This window comes from Vagococcus sp. CY52-2, from assembly GCF_022655055.1.
GTDB lineage: Bacteria > Bacillota > Bacilli > Lactobacillales > Vagococcaceae > Vagococcus.
This window is the reverse complement of the sequence record NZ_CP093384.1, coordinates 1180698-1201461: the sequence shown is the minus strand read 5'-3', so window position 1 is coordinate 1201461 and position 20764 is coordinate 1180698. Positions and strand designations below refer to the sequence as shown.

The following is a 20764-nucleotide window of genomic DNA, read 5'->3' as shown; positions in this document are numbered from 1 at the left end:
CATTTATTAATTAATGAACTACTAACTCAATAGTTGGATTAAACATAGCTTATTTTGTGAATTTTGTTATAATAAAGTGTGTAAAAATGAATTAATTATAATGGAGGAGATGGCATTGGAAAAAGGAAAGGTTTCGGTAAAATTTATTAGTTTGTTATGCTTTATGTTAGTTTTTGGTATTCTTTTTCCAGCAATACCAGTGTTTGCTGAAGAAACACAAGAAACGACGACAACTACAACAGAAAATGTAGAAATACAAGAAAATAATCAAAAAGAAACAAGTACATCTACAAAAGAAGAAAAACAAACAGATGATAGCGAATTGTCTACTGATGAATCAGTAACCAATTCAGAAAGTAGCCAAGAAAAGAAAAATAAACCAACAGATTTTAATTTTAGTATTATGCATACAAATGATATGCATGGACGTATGCAGTATGAAGATGGAAAAGTGATTGGTTTAGCTAAGCTAAAAACATTTAAAGATAGCAAAAATCCAACATTAATGCTTGATAGTGGAGATGCTATGCAAGGATTAGCCATTTCAAATTTTGGTAAAGGGATGGACATGGCACGTGCTATGAGCCATATTCCTTATGATGCTGTTGCAGTTGGAAATCATGAATTTGATTTTGGTTATGATCAAGCCATGGCATATCAACAGATTTTACCTATGGTATCTGCTAATGTTGAAAAAAATGGTAAAGAGTCATTTAAGCCCTATCAGATGATTGAAAAAGACGGGAAAAAATTTGCAGTGATAGGGTTATCAACACCAGAGACAGCGTTTAAAACACATCCAGATAATGTTAAAAATGTGACATTTGCTGATCCAATCCCTGTAGCTAAAAAAATGATGGAGCAATTGAAAGGTAAGGCAGATGTGTTTGTCTTTTTGAGTCATCTTGGAGTAGATCAAACAACTCCGGTAGAGTGGCGTGGTGATACATTAGCAAAAAATTTATCTGAGACATATCATAAAGAAAAAATAGTGGTATTAGACGGTCATTCTCATACAGCTCTTCCTACTGGCCAAACCTATGGGAATGTATTACTAGCACAAACTGGAAATTATTTAAATAACGTTGGGTTAATTAATATCAGTTATAATGGTGAAAATCCAACTTTTAAAGCAGAATTAATACCAGCATCAGAGTTTAAAGACATTAAAGAAGATGAAACGATAAAGAAAATAATTGATGAAACAAAACAGAAATTTGATGACGAAATGAATCAAGTTGTTCTAGAAAATAATCCTGTTCAATTTGAAGGTCAAGGGGATAATGTTCGGACAAGAGAAACAAACTTAGGAAATATTATCGCTGACTCACTATATGATTATGGACAAACTGGATTTAAAAATGGACAAACAGACTTGGCTGTAATTAATGGTGGAGGAATTCGTACCAACATTAATAAAGGAAAAGTGACAAAAGGGGATATTTTAGCAGTTCTACCTTTTGGCAATACTATTTCTCAAATTGATGTGACAGGTAAAGAAATCAAAGAGATGTTTGAGTATTCCCTACGTTCTGAGGTTCAAAAAGATAAATCAACAGGTCAGGTTATGATAGATGAAACAACAAAACAGCCTATCTTAGGACGCAATGGTGGATTCTTACAAGTATCAGACTCTGTAAAAATTCATTATGATTCAACGAAACAAGGAGCAGGTAATAAACCTGAAGATAATCAAGCTGGACAACGTGTTTGGTCAATTAAAATTAAAAATAAAGCAACAGGAGAATTTGAACGTTTAGATGAATCTAAAATGTATAAATTAGCCACTAATGATTTCTTAGCAGCAGGTGGCGATGGTTATACTATGTTAGGTGGCTCTCGTGAAGAAGGACCATCATTAGATCAAGTATTTACTGATTTTTTAAGTGACATTAGTGTAGATAAGAGTGAAAAAATACTCCCAATTCGTTCTGCAAAATATGCTATTATGGATTATGAAAAAGCAATCCCTTATTCACGTATTATACCAAGTGAAACTAGTGAAGATATTATAGCGACGCCTTTAGAAGAACTTGAGAAAACGATAACTGAGAGTAAAAAATTATCGGAATCTGATTATACAGTAAAGAGTTGGATAGCTTTTAGTGAAGAGTTAGTCAAAGCAGAAAAAGTATTAACAGATAAAGACGAATCAAAAGCAAAAGAAATCAATAGTGCCTTAGTAAAACAAAAAGAAGCATTGGTATCAATAAAAACATTAAAAGCTTTAGTAAAAGAAACAGATCGTTTAAAAGAAGTGGATTATACAGTTAATACTTGGCACGTATTAACTAACGCTCTAACAGAGGCAAATAAGGTATTAACAGATGCCCAATCAAAAGAGATAGATGTAACGGTAGATACTGTAAAAGAAGTTGAAGAAGCTCTTACAAAAGCTATAAAGAATTTAGCTAAAGCAACTGCTAATAATACGACTAAAAATAAACCAACAACAACAAATAGTTTACCAAAAACAGGTGAAAAAGTATTTAATTTTGTTAGTATTGGTCTGATTCTAACGGCAGTGGCTTCAGCTACTTATGTTTTTAAAAATAAAGCATCTTAAATAAATGAATGATTAATAAAAGCAAGGGACCAACTATCTCTTGCTTTTATTTTATGAATTCTAACTTGTTCATCATGATTTTTAAACCAACCAATGTTATACTACGATTAGTTATATGAAATTTTTCTAGAAAGGGAGTTTTAATGATGAATGAAGTAATTCATTTACAATTACGTCATAAGAGTATTAGAAAATTTAAGGATAAAACATTATCACAAGATATTGTTGATACATTGGTTGATGTTGCCAGACATACCGCAACAAGTAATTTTATGCAGTCGTATAGTATAGTGTGTTTAACATCAAAAGAAAAGAAACAAAAGTTGGCTAACATTTGCAATCAACCTTATGTGGCTGAAGCAAGTCATGTGTTTATTTTTGTGGCTGATCAATATCGAAATAAACAAATTGCGACAGAAAATAATCAAGAGACCTCTGTTCTACATAATATGGATCGTTATATGGTTGCAATGACCGATGCTGTTTTAGCTGCGCAAAATGTAAATTTAGCTGCTGAAAGTTTAGATCTTGGTACTGTTTTTTTAGGAAGTATTTTAAATGATAATGAGGCAGTAAAAGAATTATTGGAATTACCAGAATTAACCTTTGCCGTTCTGGGGTTAGCTATAGGTTATAAAGATCAAGAGCCACAATTGAAACCACGTTTACCAAAAGAAATGATGTTTTTTGAAGAAAATTATCAAACGTTTGATAACTATATTGGTAAATTAAAAAAATACGATAATATCGTAACTGATTATTATGATTTGCGAGATGCTAATAAGAGAATTGACTCATTTACTCATCAAATTACACAAGGGATGAATCGAAAACCTGAAAAACGATTGAGAATAAAATCAGATATTGAAAAACAAGGATTTATGATTGACTAATTTATGATGAATAAAGGGAGGCAGTTGATTTGGGAAATATCACCGAGGCATATCGTAAAAATGAAGCAATTAAGCAAGGGCTAATTATTATTATTGCTGGTTTAGCCATAGCTGTTGGCTTAAATATGTTTTTGATTCCCGCTGATGTTTTTTCAGTCGGGGTAAACGGGATATCGCAATTAATTTCTGGTGTTTTAGCTAAGGCATTTAATATAAATATTGGGACAGGGATTTGGATTTTTATATTAAATATCCCGATTGCTATTTTAGGTTGGATAAAATTAGGTCGTTCGGCTACCATTCTAAGTTTATTAACTGTCTTGTCAGTATCTGTGATGACCATCGTTATTCCTGTTGTACAAGTGACAGATAATCCCTTAATGAATGCAATCATTGGTGGGGTATTGTCTGGGTTAGCTGTTGGACTTACGATGAAATATGGATTTAGTACTGGTGGGATGGATATTGTCTCTTTAGTTTTATCAAAGACAACCGGTAGAACAGTGGGATCACTGATGTTTATTATCAATCTATTTATCATTGCAGCTGCTGGTTTCTTATTCAGTTGGGAATCAGCGTTATATACTATTATTTCAATTTTTTGTACAACTCAAGTGGTAGATAAAATACACACAAGTCATCAAAAAGTGACCGCTTTTATTATGACAAATAGAACGGAAGAAGTTATTTTTTCTGTTCAACAATCAATTGTACGTGGGATGACTTTGTTACCAGGAACTGGAGTATTTTCACGTAAAGATGTTTCAGTTATTATGATGGTTGTGACTCGCTATGAATTATATGATTTAGAACAGGCCGTCTATAATGCAGATGATAAAGCCTTTATTAATATTATTCCAACTCAAACAGTTGTTGGCCAATTTTGGAGCGAAGATGATCAAAAGAAAATTAGAGCATCAAGAGTGGAGGGGTTATAAACCTCTCTTTTTTTTATATTTAAAAACCTTATTATATCAATGTTTAACGTAATGATTAAATGCCAAAATAAAAATTTTATAAAAAAAAGCTTGCATTTTATAAAACCATTCCATATACTTTGATTATCAAATCATTTGATTATCAAACTATTTCACATTGCTTTTTCTTTTTTTTACCCATATACTTTGATTATCAAACAATTAAAGGAAGAGGCAAGTATATGGATGAGAAAATTACGATTGTCAATTCACAATTAGTTAAAGTATTTAATGACATTTTAACCATTGAAGAAACTGAACTAAAAAAGAGTGATTTTTCTGATTTATCAATTAAAGAAATGCATACCATAGAAGCCATTGGTATGGGTGGAAACAAAACAACAGGTGAAGTAGCAAAAGAATTGTCAATAACCGTCGGAACATTGACTGTTGCAATCAATAATTTGGTGAAAAAAGGTTATGTTGATCGTGTGAGAAGTGAAAGTGATCGCCGTATTGTTCGATTAAAATTAACAAATAGAGGTCGATTATTTTATCGCGTCCATCAGCATTTCCATAAAAAAATGGTTGAAGCAGTGCTAGAGGATATGTCTGAGGAAGAAAAAAAAGCATTGGTTAAAGGCCTTAGTAGCTTGCATCATTTTTTAAAAAAATATTATTAAGTAAGTAGGGAGTAAGTGATGCTATATCCTAAGATAACTAAAACAGCGAAAGCATTACCGAAAAAGAACGTCACGAATAAAGAGCTAGAAATATTTTTAGATACTAGCGATGAGTGGATTGAGCAACGAACAGGAATTAAAGAGAGACGTATTGCTGTAGAAGAAACGACAACTTCATTAAGTATTGAGGTAGCAAAACAATTAGTAAAAGATATTGATGCTAACTCAATTGATTTAATTATCGTTGCGACAATGTCAGCTGATATGTCAACACCGTCTGTTGCGTGTTTAGTACAAGAGAGTATTGGGGCTCACCGATCGATTTGTTTTGATATTAATGCTGCTTGCTCTGGATTTATTTATGCCTTATCAGTGGTAAAGAACTATTTGTCAGGAGAACATATACAACGTGCTCTTGTGATAGGGACAGATGTGATGAGTCGGCTAGTTGATTGGTCAGATAGGCAAACAGCTGTATTGTTTGGCGATGGATCAGGTGGTGTTTTAATAGAAAAAACTTCTGATACACCTAGTTTTATAGGAGAATTGATCCAAGCAGACGGTAGGAGATCAAGTGCTTTATATGGCCATAGTCATATAAGACAAAATCGTTTTAGTGATGTAACTGGACAGCCTTATTTGACAATGAATGGGAAACAAATTTTTGATTTTGCATTAAGGGATGTCTCGAAAAATATGGTGCAGATTTTAGAAACTAACAATACGACATCTAACGAAATTGATTTTGTATTAGCTCATCAAGCCAATTATCGTATTCTTTTAGCTCTTTCGAAAAAAACGGGAATCAAGAAGGAAAAATTTTTAACTAACGTGGCACAATTTGGTAACACGTCAGCTGCATCTATCCCTATTTTATTGGATGATGTGGTGAATAAAAAAATAGTGACACTATCTGGTAACTCATTGTGCCTATTAACAGGATATGGTGCAGGTCTTACTTGGGGTAGTCTATTAATTAAATTATAAATTTATTGGAGGAAACAACTATGACAACATTTGAGAAAATTCAGGAAATCATTGTGGATCAATTAGGGAAAGAGGAAGAAGAAGTACAATTAACAACAAACTTTAGAGAAGAATTAGATGCAGATAGTTTAGATTTATTCCAAATTCTAAATGATATTGAAGACGCATTTGAAGAATATGATGTCAAGATTGAAACAGATGAAGGATTAACAACAGTTCAAGATTTAGTTAATTTCGTTGACAAACAAATTGCTGCAAATAAATAAGATATAAATAGCATTGGTTGTTATTGACCGATAGCTATTTTTTTAAAACCAAAAATGAGGTGAATCGATGAAACAATCGACAATTTGTCAACTTTTAAATATAGAATATCCCGTCATTCAAGGTGCAATGGCTTGGGTGGCGGAAGAAACGTTAGCCAGTGCAGTGTCAAATGCAGGAGGTTTAGGACTGATTGCATCAGGTCATGCACCAAAAGAGGTGATTCAAGAAAAAATTCAAGCGGCAAGAACGCTAACTGATAAAACATTTGGGGTCAATATCATGTTAATGTCCCCATTTGTTGAAGACATCGTTGACTTAGTGATTGAAGAGCGAGTAAAAGTGATTACAACAGGTGCAGGTTCACCAGGTAAATACATGAAACGTTTTAAAGAAGCAGGCATTATCGTGATACCAGTTGTTGCGTCAGTGGCACAAGCCAAACGCATGGAAAAAGAAGGCGCAGATGCGGTTGTGGTTGAAGGAATGGAAGGTGGCGGACATATTGGAAAATCTACTACCATGACGCTCGTTCCGCAAGTAGCTGATGCAGTTAGTATCCCTGTTATCGCTGCAGGGGGAATTGGGGATGGACGAGGTGTTGCAGCAGCATTAATGCTTGGCGCACAAGCTGTTCAACTTGGAACTAGATTTTTAGTATCAAAAGAATCTATTGCTCATAATAATTTTAAAACAAAAGTAGTTAAAGCAAAAGATATAGATACCGTTGTGACAGGAATGCTAACTGGTCATCCAGTTAGAGGCCTTCGAAATAAATTGACTCAAACATTTGAAAAAGCAGAACGTGTTGAAGGTGGTAAAGAACAACCTGATTTTGATCGATTGGAAGATCTAGGTAAGGGAGCTTTAAAACGAGCAGTCATTGATGGGGATATAAAAAATAGTTCTATGATGGCAGGACAAATTGCTGGTATGATCAAAACGGATGATCAAACGTGTGAGGAAATTATTCAAGAACTTATAGCTGAAACACAGGATGTTTTGAAAAATCGTTACACTGAATGGATACTAGATAAGGAGTAATTTATGACAATCGGATTTATGTTTAGCGGTCAAGGTAGTCAATATATTGGTATGGGAAAAGAATTATATGATGAATTTCCGATATTTAAGGAGCATGTTGAGTGTGCTAGTGATGTCTTATCCTTTGATATGGCTCAGTTATTGTTTGAAGAAAACAATCAGCTACATATGACAAAATATACACAACCAGCCATTGTAACGATGAGTTGTGCCACGTCAGCTGTTGTTAAACAAGAATTTGGCATAGTAGCTTCTATGGTAGCAGGTCTTAGTTTAGGTGAGTATAGTGCTTTGGTAGAAAATCATTCACTTTCTTTTTCTGATGCGGTGGCGTTAGTTTTCAAACGAGGTGATTTGATGGCATCAGCTGTAAAAGAAGGTCAAGGAGCCATGAGTGCAGTGATTGGATTAGATAGAGAAACAGTTGAAACGATTTGTCAGTCGATTACGCAATTAAACCACATAGTGTTACCTGTGAATTATAATATGCCACAACAGATTGTGATTGCAGGAGATACGTTAGCTGTAACAGAGGCAGAAAAGCAATTAAGTGAATCTGGCGCTAAAAAGGTTGTTCGTCTTAATGTGAGTGGTCCGTTTCACACTCCATTAATGGCACAGGCAGCAGAGATATTTTTTGAAACGTTGCAACGGATCAATTTTTCCGCTTCTAGTATTCCTTTAATCACAAATGTCACAGGAAAGGTATTATCTAATACAATTGATATCAAAGAAAACTTGAAACAACAAATGATGACACCTGTTTATTGGGAAGAAACCGCTCATACATTTAAACAAGAATCAGTTGAAAACTTAATCGAGTTAGGACCAGGTAAAACACTTAGTCATTTTATTCGAGCAAGTGAGAGTACGATAAACGTACAAAATGTTGAAAATATAAAAACACTGAATCAACTAGGTAAAAAGTTGATGAAATGGGGGTACTAGATGTTTAAAGGAAAAACAGTTGTGATTACAGGAAGTTCACGAGGGATCGGAAGGCAACTAGCGATTCGTTTTGCAAAAGAAGGTGCCAATATTGTATTAAATGCAAGAAAAGAAATACCTCAAGAGCTGATTGGAAAAATCGAATCTTATCAAGTGGAAACACATGTTGTGATTGGAGATGTACAAGAATTTGACGAGGCTAAAAAATTAATTGATGAGGCACATAGTCGGTTTGGACGTGTGGATGTTTTAATTAATAATGCCGGAATAACAAGAGACACTTTATTAATGAGAATGACAGAAGAGATGTTTGATGAAGTGATTTCTGTTAACTTAAAAGGAACATTCAATACGATTCATCATGTGTCAAAATTAATGTTAAAGCAACGTTTCGGAACCATTATTAATATGTCGAGTGTCATTGGGGAAATAGGTAACGCTGGACAAGCAAATTATGCAGCGAGTAAAGCAGGCATTATTGGGTTAACAAAATCAACAGCCAAAGAATTGTCAGCTCGTGGTATCACGTGTAATGCCATTGCTCCAGGTTTTATCGAAACAGATATGACAGATAGCTTGTCTGACAAAATAAAAGAAACAACGTTATCTCATATTCCATTAAAAAGATTAGGTAAAACAGATGATATTGCAGACACCGCTCTATTTTTAGCAAGCCAATCATACATCACTGGTCAAGTGATTAATGTTGATGGCGGTATGGTAATGAATGGTTAGGAGGAATCTCATGAAACGAGTAGTCGTGACAGGAATTGGTGCTGTGACACCGATTGGAAACACCGCACAAGAATTTTTGACAAATTGTCAAGCCGGAAAAAATGGGATAGCGCCTATTACGAAATTTGATGCTTCAGAAACAGGTATTCATGTTGCAGCCGAAGTAAAAGAGTTTGATCCAACTCTTTATATGGAAAAAAAAGAAACAAAGAGAATGGATATGTTTTCTGTTTATGGTATTTCAGCAGCTAAGCAAGCAGTTGCTGATAGTAAGATTGATGTTGATAAGATTAATGCAGATCGATTTGGTGTCATCGTCAGCTCAGGAATTGGTGGGATGAAAACGATCGAAGATCAAGTCATTCGAATGCATACAAAAGGACCAAAGCGAGTGGCACCATTATTTGTTCCGATGGCAATTAGCAATATGGCAGCAGGAAATATTGCCATAAAAGTGGGAGCAAAGGGTATTTGTACGTCAATCGTCACAGCGTGTGCTTCTTCAACAAATGCGATTGGTGAGGCATTTAGAAATATCAAACATGGTTATTCTGATGTTATTTTAGCTGGAGGAGCAGAGGCAACCATTTGTGAGATAGGTATCTCTGGTTTTGCGGCATTGACTGCTTTATCAAACTCAGATAACCCAGAAAGAGCATCAATTCCATTTGATAAAGAAAGAAATGGATTTGTCATGGGAGAAGGCAGTGCTGTTTTAGTATTGGAAGAATTAGACCATGCGAAAAAACGAGGCGCTAAAATATACGGTGAAATAGTTGGGTATGGATCAAATTGTGATGCCAATCATATCACCAGTCCAAGTAGTGATGGGTCTGGAGCTGGGAAATGCATGATGTTAGCTATGGAAGAGGCAGGTATTACACCAGAAGACGTGAGTTACATCAACGCTCATGGAACAAGTACACCAACAAATGACGGAGCAGAAACCATGGCGATAAAATATGCTATGAAAGAATCTGCTTATACCACACCTGTATCAAGTACAAAAAGTATGGTGGGACATTTATTAGGTGCAGCTGGAGCGGTTGAAGCGTTAGCTTGCTTAGGTGCGTTAATGAGTGACACTATCCCACCAACTATTGGATTACAAGAAGCAGATGAAGCGTGTGATTTAGACTATGTACCAAACGAAAAACGAAACATACCTGTTAATTACACATTAAGTAACTCACTAGGTTTTGGTGGGCATAATGCTGTTATCGCGATGAAAAAATGGCGAGGTGAGTAACGTGAGTATTGAATCGGTTAAAGAATTAGTGAGTCAATTTGAACAGAGTGGCATTCGTGAAATGAATGTCACTATAGAAGGATTATCTCTCTATTTGAGTAAAAATGAAATCAATCATCCTAACGAACCTCAAACATTACCCAAAGTATCAAAAGCAGACGTCAGCCATATCATGGAAGAAACAAAATCAGTCTCAGCTAACGAACCCCAAATTGATAAAGTAAGTGAACCATTAGATGGAAAAATTATCACCTCGCCAATTGTTGGAGTCATTTACACGTCAAGTGAACCTGGAAAACCATCTTTTGTATCAGTCGGAGACAGTGTATCTGTTGGCGACACGCTATGTATTATTGAAGCCATGAAGATTATGAATGATGTCGTGAGTGATACATCAGGAACTATATCAGAAATATTTGTGGAGAATGAGCAAATTGTTGAATTTGGTCAACCATTATTTAGAATTTCTTAGGAGGAAGAACACATGCAATTAAATGTACAAGAAATTATGGAAATTATTCCAAATCGTTACCCAATCATGATGGTTGATAGAGTATTAGAACTAGAACCTGGAAAATACGTCAAAGCAGTAAAAAATGTGACCTACAATGAACATTTTTTCCCTGGACATTTTCCTGGTGAGCCAGTAATGCCTGGCGTATTGATTTTAGAAGCACTAGCACAAACTGGATCCATTCCTTTATTAAAAAGTGAAGAATTTCAAGGGAAAACTGGGTATTTAGGAGGAATAGACAAAGTAAAATTCCGTCAAAAAGTTGTACCAGGTGATGTATTAATCATGGAAATGGAAATCATTAAGCAAAAAGGGAACATTGGCATAGGAAAAGCAACGGCAAAAGTGGAAGATAAAGTGGTGTGTCAAGCATTGATGACCTTTATTATAGGAGCTTAAACCATGTTTGAAAAAGTACTAATAGCAAACCGTGGAGAAATTGCCGTTCGTATTATTCGTGCTTGTCAAGAACTTGAAATAAAAACAGTTGCTATTTATTCTGAAGTGGATAAAGAGGCTCTTCATGTGGCGTTGGCTGATGAAGCCATTTGCATTGGTCCAGCTAAAGCAACAGATTCTTATCTTAATATGCATAATATTTTAAGTGCTGCCGTTATAACAGGTGCTCAAGCCATTCATCCTGGATTTGGTTTTTTGGCAGAGAATAGCCTATTTGCAGAGATGTGCGAAGAATGTCAAATTACTTTTATCGGTCCAAAGGCGAAGACAATTGATGAGATGGGAAATAAAGTGAACGCAAGAAGACTGATGATTGAAGCACAAGTCCCTGTCATACCCGGTAGTAATGGTGTGATAGACTCAATAGAGGAAGCAAAAAAAATCGCCAAAAAAATTGGTTACCCTCTGATGCTAAAAGCCGCAGCAGGCGGTGGTGGAAAAGGGATTCGTAAAGTGATGAGTGAAGAGGAGTTAGCGACTCATTTTTCATCTGCCCAAAAAGAAGCCCTAGCAGCTTTTGGTAATGGCGACATGTATATTGAAAAAATTATTTATCCAGCAAAACACATTGAGGTTCAAATATTGGGTGATCATTTCGGACATGTGATTCATTTAGGAGAGCGAGATTGTTCGCTTCAAAGAAATAATCAAAAAGTCTTAGAAGAAGCCCCTGCCCATTCCTTAACAGATCAATTGAGACAAGCAATTGGTGAAACAGCGATAAAAGCGGCGAAAGCTGTGAACTATCAAAATGCTGGAACGATTGAATTTTTAGTAGACGAATACAATGAGTTTTATTTTATGGAAATGAACACACGAATTCAAGTAGAACACCCTGTGACAGAAATGATTACAGGAGTAGATATTGTTAAATGGCAATTAAAAATTGCAGCGAATCAACCTTTACTACTAAAACAGAAAGATATTCAGTTGACAGGTCATGCCATTGAGTGTCGCCTAAATGCGGAAAATCCAGCATTTAATTTTGCGCCATCGCCTGGTACTGTTTCAACGTTATTTTTACCTTCTGGATGTTTAGGTTTAAGAGTGGACAGTGCGATGTATCAAGGTTATACAATTCCACCATTTTACGACTCTATGATTGCGAAAATTATTGTACATGGAAAGACTCGTGAGGAAGCCATACTCAAAATGAATCGAGCTTTATTAGAATTGGTGGTAGAAGGTGTGACAACAAATCAGCTGTTTCAAATTGATTTATTGACCCATCCGTCTGTTGTAAAAGGCGAGTATGATACCTCATTTTTACAAACGACTTTTTTGCCAAATTGGTCTAGTGAGTAACATGCAAAAGGAGGATAAGTATGGGATTATTTAAAAAAAGAGATTATATACGAATCACTCCTGTAAAAAAAGAAACTAAATCGAGTGACAAACCTCATGTCCCTGATGGTATATGGGAAAAATGCCCAAGTTGCGCCAAAGCACTTCATCAAAAAGAATTAGGTCAAGAACGAACATGTCATCATTGTGGCTATTGCTTTAGATTAGATGTTTATAGTCGATTAAATATGATTTTAGATGAGGGAACATTTGAAGAGATGGATACAAATTTACCTTTTAAAAATCAGATTGACTTTCCTGGTTATGAAGAAAAGCTAAAGCAAGCGAAAGAAAAAACCGGATTAGATGAAGCTGTTGTGACAGGAATAGGACAAATTAATCAACAAAAAGTGATGATTGGTGTCATGGATAGTCGATTTATAATGGGGAGCATGAGCCATATTGTTGGAGAAAAAATCACTCGCTTATTTGAAAAAGCAACAAAAGATAAACAACCCGTTATCATCTTTACAGCGTCTGGTGGTGCACGCATGCAAGAAGGAATCATTTCTCTCATGCAGATGGCTAAAATATCTGGTGCTGTCAAACGGCATAGTGAAGAAGGATTACTTTATATGACAGTTCTCACAGATCCCACAACAGGTGGTGTGACAGCAAGTTTTGCTATGCAAGGAGATATTATTTTAGCAGAGCCGCAAGCATTGATTGGCTTTGCCGGACGACGTGTCATTGAGCAAACCATTCGTCAGACGTTACCAGATGATTTTCAACGAGCTGAATTTTTATTAGAACATGGTTTTGTCGATAAAATTGTGAAACGACAACATATAAAATCTGTTTTATCGCAGCTATTACATTTGCATCAAGGTGGTGAAGTGTGTGACTAAAAAAACAGCTAATGACATTGTTCAATTAGCACGAGACAACCAGAGAATAACGACAAGAGAGTTAATTGGTGGATTAGTTGATGGATTTATCGAATGTCACGGAGATCGATACTATGGCGATGATAAAGCGATTATAGGTGGTATAGGACTCATTGAAAAAATACCTGTGACAGTTATCGGAATCCAAAAAGGTCAAACATTAGAGGAAAATGTCCAAACAAAATTTGGCTCACCAACACCTGAAGGGTATCGAAAAGCACTTAGATTAATGAAACAAGCAGAAAAATTTAAGCGTCCTATTATTACATTAGTCAATACACCTGGAGCTTTTTGTGGAATTGAAGCAGAAGAAAGAGGTGAAGGAGAAGCTATTGCCAAAAATTTATATGAAATGAGTCAACTCAAAGTGCCTATCCTGTCAATTTTAACAGGCGAAGGAGGTAGTGGTGGTGCATTAGCATTAGCTGTAGCAAATGATGTATGGATGTTGGAAAATAGCATTTATTCGATTTTATCACCTGAAGGATTTGCGTCAATCCTTTGGAAAGATAGCAGTCGCGCTTCAGAAGCTGCTGAAATAATGAAATTAACTGCTCCTGATTTAAAGAAATTAGGAGTGATTGATAAAATAATAAGAGAAACAGATGACATCGGTGAGTTGTCGAAGTCTCAACTAATAGGACAATTGAAGCAAAAAATCTTAAAGCAACTTGATTATTATAAAACATGTTCCACTTCAGAGCTACAAGATCAACGTTATGAACGATTTAGAAAATTTTAATAAAGGCATTAATCTAAGTCATTTACAAACATTCGTTTCTCGGTTAATATAAAAGTGAGTTTATATTTAGGGGGTAAGACGAAGATGAGTGAGTCAAAATGGACAGATGAAGAATTAAGTGCGATACAAGAAGATATTATTGCTGCTCTTGAGACAGTTATTGACCCAGAGCTTGGGATAGATATTGTTAATTTAGGATTACTTTATGAAGTAAATTTGGAAGAAGACGGTTATTGTGAGATTAAAATGACTTTAACTACTATGGGGTGTCCACTGGCGGATGTTATTACGGAACAAATTCACGAAGCGTTAAGTGATATAGATGAAATTAAAAAATTAGAAGTGAAACTAGTTTGGTATCCGGCGTGGACGACTGATCGTATGAGCAGATATGCTAGAATTTCTTTGGGAATAAGATAAGACTGATATAGCAAGGATTTGACAGGGTTTAACAGGGTTTAACAGGGTTTAACAGGGTTTAAACAGTAAATTTATATAAATACAGACAATAAGTAAAACGTTCCACCGATCTTTATATTTGGAATGGATACCTCACTTGTTGAGCAACTAGACTTTCTTGCCTTTTAAACTTAAAAGGTGAGGAGGTCTTTTTGTATGTTTCAGACATTGTATTGTTTTAGTATCTATGAAAAATGGAATCGGCAGATTGTTGTTGCTGTTTTTTTAGTGTTTATAAAAACTATTGGTAGTTAGTAACAAATTAAAGGATATCAACTTAATTAACCTGATATAGGCATTCTATATCTATAAAAAGGACTGTTTATTTAAAAAAATATTTTAATAAGGCACGATATAAAAATGGATGATTCTATTAAAAATTACCTTAAATATTTAAAATTTTTTTCAGATAATTGACATATTCAAATAATAAACATACTATAAAACTATGTTTAAAATTGAATAAAATTAGCGAGGTGTTATATGCAATTATTCGAGGGTATTTTAGTGATGTTATCAATGGTATTGATTTCGAATATCATGAGTCGATTTTTCCCTAATATTGCGACCCCCCTAATACAAGTTGTGTTAGGATTTGGAATAGCTCTACTATCATTTGTTCATTCGTTTGAACTTGAATCGGAATTATTTATGTTAGTTTTTTTAGCCCCTTTATTATTTAATGAAGGTCAGATGGTTGACAAAAAAGCTTTATGGAAAGAAAAAAAAGCAGTATTGACTTTATCTATTTTGTTGGTATTTATTACGGTAGGTATTTTAGGATATGTGATCCACTTACTTGTTCCACTAGCTCCATGGGCAGCATGTTTTGCTTTATCAGCAGCATTAGCCCCTACAGACGCGGTAGCAGTTGGTGCTTTAGCAGAAAAAGTAAAAATTCCACATAGAATGTTGCATACACTAGAAGGGGAGTCTTTGATTAATGATGCGTCTGGTCTTGTGTCATTTCAATTTGCCTCAGCTGCACTTTTAACAGGTGTATTTTCATTAGTTGATGCTGAAGTGAGTTTCGTTTTGATTTCTCTAGGTGGTGTTTTGATTGGTGTGGTATCAGGGTTATTAGGTTTATGGTTTATACGCTGGATGAAATCACTTGGTATTGAAAATAATGTATCATACATTTTATTTGAACTGCTTTTACCATTTATAGTTTTTTTAATGGCAGAGACACTTGGTGTGAATGGTATTTTAGCGGTCGTAAGTGCGGGGCTAATTTACTCATGGAATTACAAAAAAATAAATCCTGAAGTGGCTCAACTTAATATTTTGTCAAAAAGTACGTGGTCTATTTATAGTTTTAGCTTAAATGGCTTGGTTTTCGTGTTATTAGGGACACAACTTCCCGATTTAGCTCATTATGTTTGGAAAACCAATCAAATTAACAACTGGACCATTTTAGGTTATGTTTTAATCGTTACAACTGTATTATTAGGGATTCGTTTTTTATGTGTTCTTGTTTGTAATAACTTTGATGGATTTAAAGGAAAACACGATATAAAAAAATCATTACTTTATACAGTCTCAGGTGTTCGTGGGACAATTACGTTAGTCAGTGCCCTTAGTTTACCAACAGTATTAAGCACGGGTGACATATTTATTGAGCGTGAACTATTGATTAGTATAGCAGCAGGAGTCATTATTGTGACACTGCTTCTAGCCAATTTTGCTATGCCATTATTAGCAGATAAAAAAGAAGAATCTATTGAAACCAATACAGAAATAGAAGTTCAAATATTACGTCGCGTTACTGAACAGCTCAAACGTAAACAAACCGAACAAAATACTTCAGCGATTCGTAAAGTGATTCAACTGTACAACGAGAGAATTGTATCATTAGTGAATCATGATGAGTTTAGTGAAAAAAATAAAGAGTTGATGGAATTGGTTTTAGTTTGGCAATTAAAAGATACATTAGAATTAGTTGAGTCTGGTGAAGTCAGTTTACAAATGGTTTTTAGACGGTTAGAAGTATTAGATAGACGCCTATTTCGATTAACTCATAAACCTGAGTATAGTAAAAATTCGTTTTACAAAAATATTATAGGAACACATTTGAAATTCTTAGGAACTCGCTTAACTAGTTTTGATAGAAAAAAAGAGTTAAAAATTAAATTAAAAGAAAGTAATCGAAATTATGTGATAAGAATGCTTAATCAATTAGATACAACTGAATTTCCACCTGAACTAATCGATTTTTATTTGACGCGATACGAGGATAGAGATCAAACAGTCATTGATATGAGTGAAGATACACTGGATGAGTGGTTAGATTACGCGATACAATTAGAACGAGATTACATTCAGAAAGAATTTGAAAAAGGGAAAATGAATCGTCAAGAGCTAACCATTTATCGTGAAAATTTATCGGCGATTGAAAGTAGTATTCAATTTATTGCTTAGAATTATAGAAATAAAAAACAGAATGTTAATATTAAGCATTTTGTTTTTTTTATTGTTTTTAATTCTTCATTTATTAATCGTTAATATTTTATAGTTTTATTATAACTGTTCAGTAGTTAAGAGTTAAAATATATTTGATACATAATTAATTGTCCGTGATTAATAAAAGAAAGGCTGATAAATAATGAAAAAAGATTATCAAGAAACATCCAAAAAATTAAATCAAAATGTGGCACTAAAATTAGTTCAGGATCGATTGGAAAAAAATGGGAAGAAAATTACGATTAATTGTACAAGTATTGAAGAAGCAGAAGATATATATATTGAGCTAGTTCAAAAACAAGCTATGAAATATGCTGATGGTGAGAATCATTATAGTTATTAAAAGAGGCATTATCTTACTTTTTAAAAAGTAAGGTGATGTTTTTTTACATTTAATTTATATTATAGTATCGAGTTGTATTGGGTGTATCAAATAATATGTACTACTATTTGATTAGAAGATAAAAAAAATTGATGAACTCGGATAATTTTTCAAGGATTAAAGTCTAATGTGACTGTTTGATTATTTTACTTTGTGACTTATTGTATGTATAAATGAACAATATTCATTTAATATTTAGTATTTAAAGAAAAATAGCGTCTTAAAAAATGATTGCTGGTGGTATATCTTTAGTGGGCAATAGCTAGTTAAATCATGGAAAAAAAACTCTTTCTTGAAAAAAGAAACAGATAAGAGTATAATTGGACTATACCAATGATGGAGGGATTTATTATGAAAATCATTAAAGTAAAAGACCAATTTGAAGGTGCAATAGTTGCTTTTGATATGATTAAAGATGGAATGGCTAATGGAATTAAAACGCTAGGTTTAGCAACTGGAAGTACTCCTGAGGCATTATATAAAGAAATGATAGAAAGTGATGTTGATTTTAGCAATATGACGTCTGTTAACTTGGATGAATATGTCGGACTTAAAGCAGACAATCCACAAAGCTATCATTATTTTATGAAAGAACATTTATTTAATGAAAAACCATTTAAAGAAACATTTTTACCAAACGGCATGGCAAAAAATGCGAAGGAAGAATGCAAACGCTATGATGAAATTTTAGAAGCACATCCAATTGATATTCAAATTTTAGGAATTGGCGAAAATGGACATATTGGATTTAATGAGCCAGGATCTTCTTTTGATGGTAAAACAAGTGAAGTTAATCTAACGGAATCAACGATTGAAGCAAATAGTCGAAATTTTTCTGATATTTCAGAAGTTCCAACAAAAGCGTATTCAATGGGAATTGGGTCTATTATGATGGCAGATAAAATTATTTTATTAGCTTATGGACCAAAAAAAGCTCAAGCTATTTATGAAACGGTTAAAGGACCTGTATCTGAATTAGTCCCTGCAAGTGCTTTACAAGTTCATCCTGATGTGACTATTATTGTAGATGAAGAAGCGGCTAGTAAATTATAATGAGAAAAATCTGTTGTTTTTAAAGAGGAAATTCTTTGAAAAAACAGGTTTTTTTTGTAAAAATAGTTTATAATATTGGTTAGTCAATTTAATAAAGGAGAATCATTATGAAAGACTCTCAGGTAGTTTATGATTTTGTTAGTTTAGCGATTGAATCCGGTGGCTGGATGCGACTAGATCGAGTTTATCTTCAAAATAAGATAGCTGAAATGATTGGGTGTGGAGAAATAGTCGATACCAGAAATCAAATTTCTAATCTTTCAACAGAGGAATTGTGTCACTCTCTAGTAAAAATTGCTAAGAAAAATAAGCCAGATTGTTATCAAACTGATAAAGATATTGAGTTTTTATCACAAAGTTTGATGGATATTTTAACACCACCACCATCTGTCGTGAATGCTATGTTTGCTAAAAAATTTGAAACCTCTGCAGTTGAGGCAACAAATTATTTTTATTGGTTGAATCAAGTGAATGGTTATCTAACAGGTGAAACACATGAAGATTATGATAATGAGGAAGAAGGAATTTGTCCCATCTGTTTTTGTAATGAAGGAGTATTTGTTCATCACTCAGATTATTTAAAAAAGACTAGACGATTTATTCGGTTAAATTTAGCTAATGACAGTTGGGGATATCAATTAAACCCAACAAAAAAAGAAATCGAAGAAGGAATATTTTTTACAGAGGCTCACACATATTTATTAATGAATAGTTATTTGTTGGATAGAATGACAGGAATCGTTGATTTATATCCACAATATGAATTACAGTATTGTAGTGAAAATTCATTTAAAGGACATAGTTATTTGATTGGAAGAAGACCTCAAAAAAATAGAAAAATGACTTGTCATCAAACTCTGCCATTTTTTAAAGATTCTTTGCTATCTTATAACAGTCTAAAAAATAATGAGTTGGTTATTCAAGTAAAGAAAGCTAAGGATTTATGGCTGATTTTTAGTTATATTTTTTCTCTAACAGTTTCTTTAAAAAAAGGATTATTTAGTACAGATTTTACTTATGATTTATTAAAAATAGATACAGGCTACCAATTTATTATTACATTAAATGAAGAAATTTTTGAAAAATCACGAGATAATTGGTTATGTACAATGGAAATATTAAGCAATGAATTGGAGGTTAAGTATTGAAAGAAGAAGTTTCTATAGGTAAAAAAATCGCATTATTTATTATTGGTATTTTTATTATTTTAGGTATGTTGATAGTGAGTGAGTTTCCTTCAGTATTGTTAACCCTGTTTCAACCTATTTTTAATAAAAAACAAAATGGTGTGAGTTTTATTTTGTTTATGTGTTGGTTAATTGTATTGGTTGGTGTGATATGGTTTATTTGGAGATACTATAAAAAAAAATCACATGATATTGATACAAGTGTTACAGGAAAAGACATATGGCGTGCGTTTAAAATCTTTTTATTAGGACGTGTGATAGCTATTGTTGGAACTGGTTTAATGCAACAATTTTATGGAACTGGTTCAAGTGCTAATGATGAAGCGATTGCGGCATTATTTTCTCAAGATGAATCGATTTATTATGTGTTGATTATGACTATTACCATAGCTATTAAAGCTCCTATTCTAGAAGAACTAATTTTTCGTGGGTTACCAACGACATTACTGTTTCCAAAAATGCCTGTCTGGGTTCCAATGATTGTGACCTCTCTAGTGTTCTCCAGCGTTCATTTATCTTCAAATATTATTTCTTTCGGGATGTATGCCTCTTTAGGTGCTTTGATGTATTGGGCATATAGTTCACGTGGTCGAATTATTGATTCTATGTTAGTACACTTTATGAATAATATTATGGGAGCTATTGTTCTATTACTGTCTTACTTATTTGGCTTATCCATTTAAAATAGGTTAAATTAAAGAGAAAGCTTGATAATATAATTAGGTACAATATTGTTCTGAAAAATGGGATAATAATAAAAAACAAGTTTAGACTATAAATTTCCGATACTTTATTGGTAATTTATAGTCTAATTTTAGTTTATATTAATTAATATGTATGTTAAAAAGAGCTCTATTTAAATTATAATAATTTTTATTTTTTCAGCATATTTTATTTTACATTCATATATACTATTTTTATTTAGTAGTAATTTATAGTTATTAATGACTTTATACATATCTTTTATTTAATTTTTCTATTTTTATTG

At 33.5% G+C, this 20764-nt stretch carries 21 protein-coding genes; all 21 read left to right on the top strand.

Translation table 11 applies throughout. The features are described from left to right. Positions 1-115: 115 nt before the first annotated feature. Positions 116-2566, top strand: a complete 2451-nt coding sequence (locus MN187_RS05980) for a 5'-nucleotidase C-terminal domain-containing protein (RefSeq protein WP_242093589.1) — start codon at positions 116-118, stop codon at positions 2564-2566. A gap of 146 nt (positions 2567-2712) precedes the next feature. Then, positions 2713-3459 (top strand): NADPH-dependent oxidoreductase, encoded by a 747-nt coding sequence (locus MN187_RS05975; RefSeq protein WP_117972920.1) that lies wholly within the window; start codon positions 2713-2715, stop codon positions 3457-3459. 29 nt (positions 3460-3488) lie between these two features. Further along, positions 3489-4397 (top strand): YitT family protein, encoded by a 909-nt coding sequence (locus MN187_RS05970; protein WP_233519174.1) that lies wholly within the window; start codon positions 3489-3491, stop codon positions 4395-4397. Between the two features lie 221 nt (positions 4398-4618). Further along, positions 4619-5059: a fatty acid biosynthesis transcriptional regulator FabT gene (gene fabT, locus MN187_RS05965; protein ID WP_117972919.1), complete on the top strand. Its 441-nt coding sequence runs from the start codon at positions 4619-4621 to the stop codon at positions 5057-5059. 18 nt (positions 5060-5077) lie between these two features. Beyond that, positions 5078-6046, top strand: coding sequence for a beta-ketoacyl-ACP synthase III (locus tag MN187_RS05960; RefSeq protein ID WP_241699094.1), 969 nt, complete (start codon positions 5078-5080; stop codon positions 6044-6046). A gap of 20 nt (positions 6047-6066) precedes the next feature. Continuing rightward, positions 6067-6312: an acyl carrier protein gene (locus tag MN187_RS05955; protein ID WP_117972917.1), complete on the top strand. Its 246-nt coding sequence runs from the start codon at positions 6067-6069 to the stop codon at positions 6310-6312. A 67-nt stretch (positions 6313-6379) separates the two neighbouring features. Continuing rightward, the gene (gene fabK / locus MN187_RS05950) at positions 6380-7354 is read left to right on the top strand and encodes an enoyl-[acyl-carrier-protein] reductase FabK (protein ID WP_241699093.1); all 975 of its coding nucleotides are present in this window, start codon (positions 6380-6382) and stop codon (positions 7352-7354) included. A gap of 3 nt (positions 7355-7357) precedes the next feature. Then, on the top strand, positions 7358-8302 hold the full coding sequence (fabD, locus tag MN187_RS05945; RefSeq protein ID WP_242093587.1) for an ACP S-malonyltransferase: 945 nt from the start codon (positions 7358-7360) through the stop codon (positions 8300-8302). After that, a complete protein-coding gene (gene fabG / locus MN187_RS05940) occupies positions 8303-9037 on the top strand; it encodes a 3-oxoacyl-[acyl-carrier-protein] reductase (protein ID WP_241699091.1) in 735 nt (244 codons plus the stop codon). Positions 9038-9047: 10 nt separating this feature from the next. Further along, the gene (fabF, locus tag MN187_RS05935) at positions 9048-10286 is read left to right on the top strand and encodes a beta-ketoacyl-ACP synthase II (protein ID WP_241699090.1); all 1239 of its coding nucleotides are present in this window, start codon (positions 9048-9050) and stop codon (positions 10284-10286) included. Position 10287: 1 nt separating this feature from the next. Next, positions 10288-10758, top strand: a complete 471-nt coding sequence (gene accB / locus MN187_RS05930) for an acetyl-CoA carboxylase biotin carboxyl carrier protein (protein ID WP_242093585.1) — start codon at positions 10288-10290, stop codon at positions 10756-10758. A 12-nt stretch (positions 10759-10770) separates the two neighbouring features. Then, positions 10771-11199 carry a 3-hydroxyacyl-ACP dehydratase FabZ gene (fabZ, locus tag MN187_RS05925; RefSeq protein WP_117972911.1) on the top strand — a complete coding sequence of 143 codons (429 nt, stop codon included), beginning with the start codon at positions 10771-10773 and terminating at the stop codon, positions 11197-11199. A 3-nt stretch (positions 11200-11202) separates the two neighbouring features. Further along, complete coding sequence (locus MN187_RS05920) at positions 11203-12564, top strand: acetyl-CoA carboxylase biotin carboxylase subunit (RefSeq protein ID WP_242093583.1); 1362 nt, start codon at positions 11203-11205, stop codon at positions 12562-12564. A 20-nt stretch (positions 12565-12584) separates the two neighbouring features. Continuing rightward, positions 12585-13451 (top strand): acetyl-CoA carboxylase, carboxyltransferase subunit beta, encoded by an 867-nt coding sequence (gene accD, locus MN187_RS05915; RefSeq protein WP_117972909.1) that lies wholly within the window; start codon positions 12585-12587, stop codon positions 13449-13451. Next, the gene (gene accA / locus MN187_RS05910) at positions 13444-14232 is read left to right on the top strand and encodes an acetyl-CoA carboxylase carboxyl transferase subunit alpha (RefSeq protein WP_117972908.1); all 789 of its coding nucleotides are present in this window, start codon (positions 13444-13446) and stop codon (positions 14230-14232) included. The genes accD and accA overlap by 8 nt, the downstream gene beginning before the upstream one ends. Before the next feature lie 84 nt (positions 14233-14316). After that, the gene (locus MN187_RS05905) at positions 14317-14652 is read left to right on the top strand and encodes a metal-sulfur cluster assembly factor (protein ID WP_117972907.1); all 336 of its coding nucleotides are present in this window, start codon (positions 14317-14319) and stop codon (positions 14650-14652) included. 522 nt (positions 14653-15174) lie between these two features. Beyond that, on the top strand, positions 15175-17112 hold the full coding sequence (locus tag MN187_RS05900; RefSeq protein WP_242093581.1) for a cation:proton antiporter: 1938 nt from the start codon (positions 15175-15177) through the stop codon (positions 17110-17112). A 184-nt stretch (positions 17113-17296) separates the two neighbouring features. Beyond that, positions 17297-17497 carry a hypothetical protein gene (locus MN187_RS05895; RefSeq protein ID WP_117972891.1) on the top strand — a complete coding sequence of 67 codons (201 nt, stop codon included), beginning with the start codon at positions 17297-17299 and terminating at the stop codon, positions 17495-17497. A 390-nt stretch (positions 17498-17887) separates the two neighbouring features. Next, complete coding sequence (nagB, locus tag MN187_RS05890; RefSeq protein ID WP_117972890.1) at positions 17888-18589, top strand: glucosamine-6-phosphate deaminase; 702 nt, start codon at positions 17888-17890, stop codon at positions 18587-18589. A 107-nt stretch (positions 18590-18696) separates the two neighbouring features. After that, entirely contained in the window at positions 18697-19737 is a 1041-nt protein-coding gene (locus tag MN187_RS05885) for a hypothetical protein (protein WP_117972889.1), read from the top strand. Next, positions 19734-20459, top strand: a complete 726-nt coding sequence (locus MN187_RS05880; protein WP_117972888.1) for a CPBP family intramembrane glutamic endopeptidase — start codon at positions 19734-19736, stop codon at positions 20457-20459. Before MN187_RS05885 ends, MN187_RS05880 begins: the two co-directional genes overlap by 4 nt. Positions 20460-20764: the final 305 nt, after the last annotated feature.

What these genes read in the sequence shown, in the direction of transcription:
- MN187_RS05905 (WP_117972907.1), top strand. Translation starts at nt 14,317, where the DNA reads ATGAGTGAGTCAAAATGGACAGATGAAGAATTAAGTGCGATACAAGAA.
- MN187_RS05975 (WP_117972920.1), top strand. Translation starts at nt 2,713, where the DNA reads ATGAATGAAGTAATTCATTTACAATTACGTCATAAGAGTATTAGAAAA.
- nagB (WP_117972890.1), top strand. Translation starts at nt 17,888, where the DNA reads ATGAAAATCATTAAAGTAAAAGACCAATTTGAAGGTGCAATAGTTGCT.
- fabG (WP_241699091.1), top strand. Translation starts at nt 8,303, where the DNA reads ATGTTTAAAGGAAAAACAGTTGTGATTACAGGAAGTTCACGAGGGATC.
- fabK (WP_241699093.1), top strand. Translation starts at nt 6,380, where the DNA reads ATGAAACAATCGACAATTTGTCAACTTTTAAATATAGAATATCCCGTC.
- fabD (WP_242093587.1), top strand. Translation starts at nt 7,358, where the DNA reads ATGACAATCGGATTTATGTTTAGCGGTCAAGGTAGTCAATATATTGGT.
- fabF (WP_241699090.1), top strand. Translation starts at nt 9,048, where the DNA reads ATGAAACGAGTAGTCGTGACAGGAATTGGTGCTGTGACACCGATTGGA.
- MN187_RS05920 (WP_242093583.1), top strand. Translation starts at nt 11,203, where the DNA reads ATGTTTGAAAAAGTACTAATAGCAAACCGTGGAGAAATTGCCGTTCGT.
- MN187_RS05960 (WP_241699094.1), top strand. Translation starts at nt 5,078, where the DNA reads ATGCTATATCCTAAGATAACTAAAACAGCGAAAGCATTACCGAAAAAG.
- MN187_RS05900 (WP_242093581.1), top strand. Translation starts at nt 15,175, where the DNA reads ATGCAATTATTCGAGGGTATTTTAGTGATGTTATCAATGGTATTGATT.
- fabZ (WP_117972911.1), top strand. Translation starts at nt 10,771, where the DNA reads ATGCAATTAAATGTACAAGAAATTATGGAAATTATTCCAAATCGTTAC.
- MN187_RS05885 (WP_117972889.1), top strand. Translation starts at nt 18,697, where the DNA reads ATGAAAGACTCTCAGGTAGTTTATGATTTTGTTAGTTTAGCGATTGAA.
- MN187_RS05955 (WP_117972917.1), top strand. Translation starts at nt 6,067, where the DNA reads ATGACAACATTTGAGAAAATTCAGGAAATCATTGTGGATCAATTAGGG.
- MN187_RS05895 (WP_117972891.1), top strand. Translation starts at nt 17,297, where the DNA reads ATGAAAAAAGATTATCAAGAAACATCCAAAAAATTAAATCAAAATGTG.
- accD (WP_117972909.1), top strand. Translation starts at nt 12,585, where the DNA reads ATGGGATTATTTAAAAAAAGAGATTATATACGAATCACTCCTGTAAAA.
- fabT (WP_117972919.1), top strand. Translation starts at nt 4,619, where the DNA reads ATGGATGAGAAAATTACGATTGTCAATTCACAATTAGTTAAAGTATTT.